At 32.7% G+C, this 797-nt stretch carries 1 pseudogene; it reads right to left on the bottom strand.

Annotation, left to right across the window (positions count from 1 at the left end):
* Positions 1–676: 676 nt before the first annotated feature.
* Positions 677–797: pseudogene (locus tag Xinn_RS21130) on the bottom strand (IS30 family transposase); the annotation flags it as partial.

The raw sequence follows: 797 nt of genomic DNA, 5'->3' as shown, positions 1-797 counted from the left end.
AGGCAGCTCAAAATACAGACATCTGGCTCAAACCAATCATAGAAAATCTGCTCCAAAAGGCGTGGTCGGAAACGTATTTTTGGCTGGAAAAAGCACAAGAATATTTATGCCAGAACGCGTTCAAAACACCACAAAGAAAATCATGTAAAAACAAAACATTGGATGCGTGTTTTGAACGGCTTAATTCTTAAGAGCCTATCTATGATTTTCACTTACTTTATCCGTTGTATCTGAGATAAGACGCCCAAGGCTATCATACGTGTATATAATTGTATTTTGTATTTCAGCACTTTTTATTTCTGTATATTGTATTTTCATGCTATTGGCATGAAGATATGGAACTGTCAGGAAATTTATAAAAGCTAGTGTCATAGTCATTACTTTGGTTACAATAAGTAAATCTCGTTTTTTTCTTAACACGTTACTCCCCCTCTATAAATAATATAATCAATACACATTTTCGAAAAAAACCAATTCAAATCCAGAGAATTCTTTAATGAAACACTTTACATCCATTTAAAATAAATCATGGAACGATAACTAACTTGTCACAACTTTACCCTCTGACTTTAATTCAATGATACTCACCTGACCTTTATATATTTTAAATATCATTAAATATATCTGGTTATATATTTTTTGTAAAACTTGCATTCACATAATAAGTGCAACACCGTTATGAACGAAGTAAACGAGTCGGTATGCCTTTAAATAACTCATTCGGTGTTTGATAACCTCGCGTTTTTCGAGGACGTTTATTTAATCGATTTGCCACGAGATTTATCTCCAACTCTGAG

Source organism: Xenorhabdus innexi (assembly GCF_002632485.1).
Taxonomy (GTDB): Bacteria; Pseudomonadota; Gammaproteobacteria; order Enterobacterales; family Enterobacteriaceae; genus Xenorhabdus; species Xenorhabdus innexi.
This window is presented reverse-complemented; position numbering and strand designations above follow the sequence as displayed.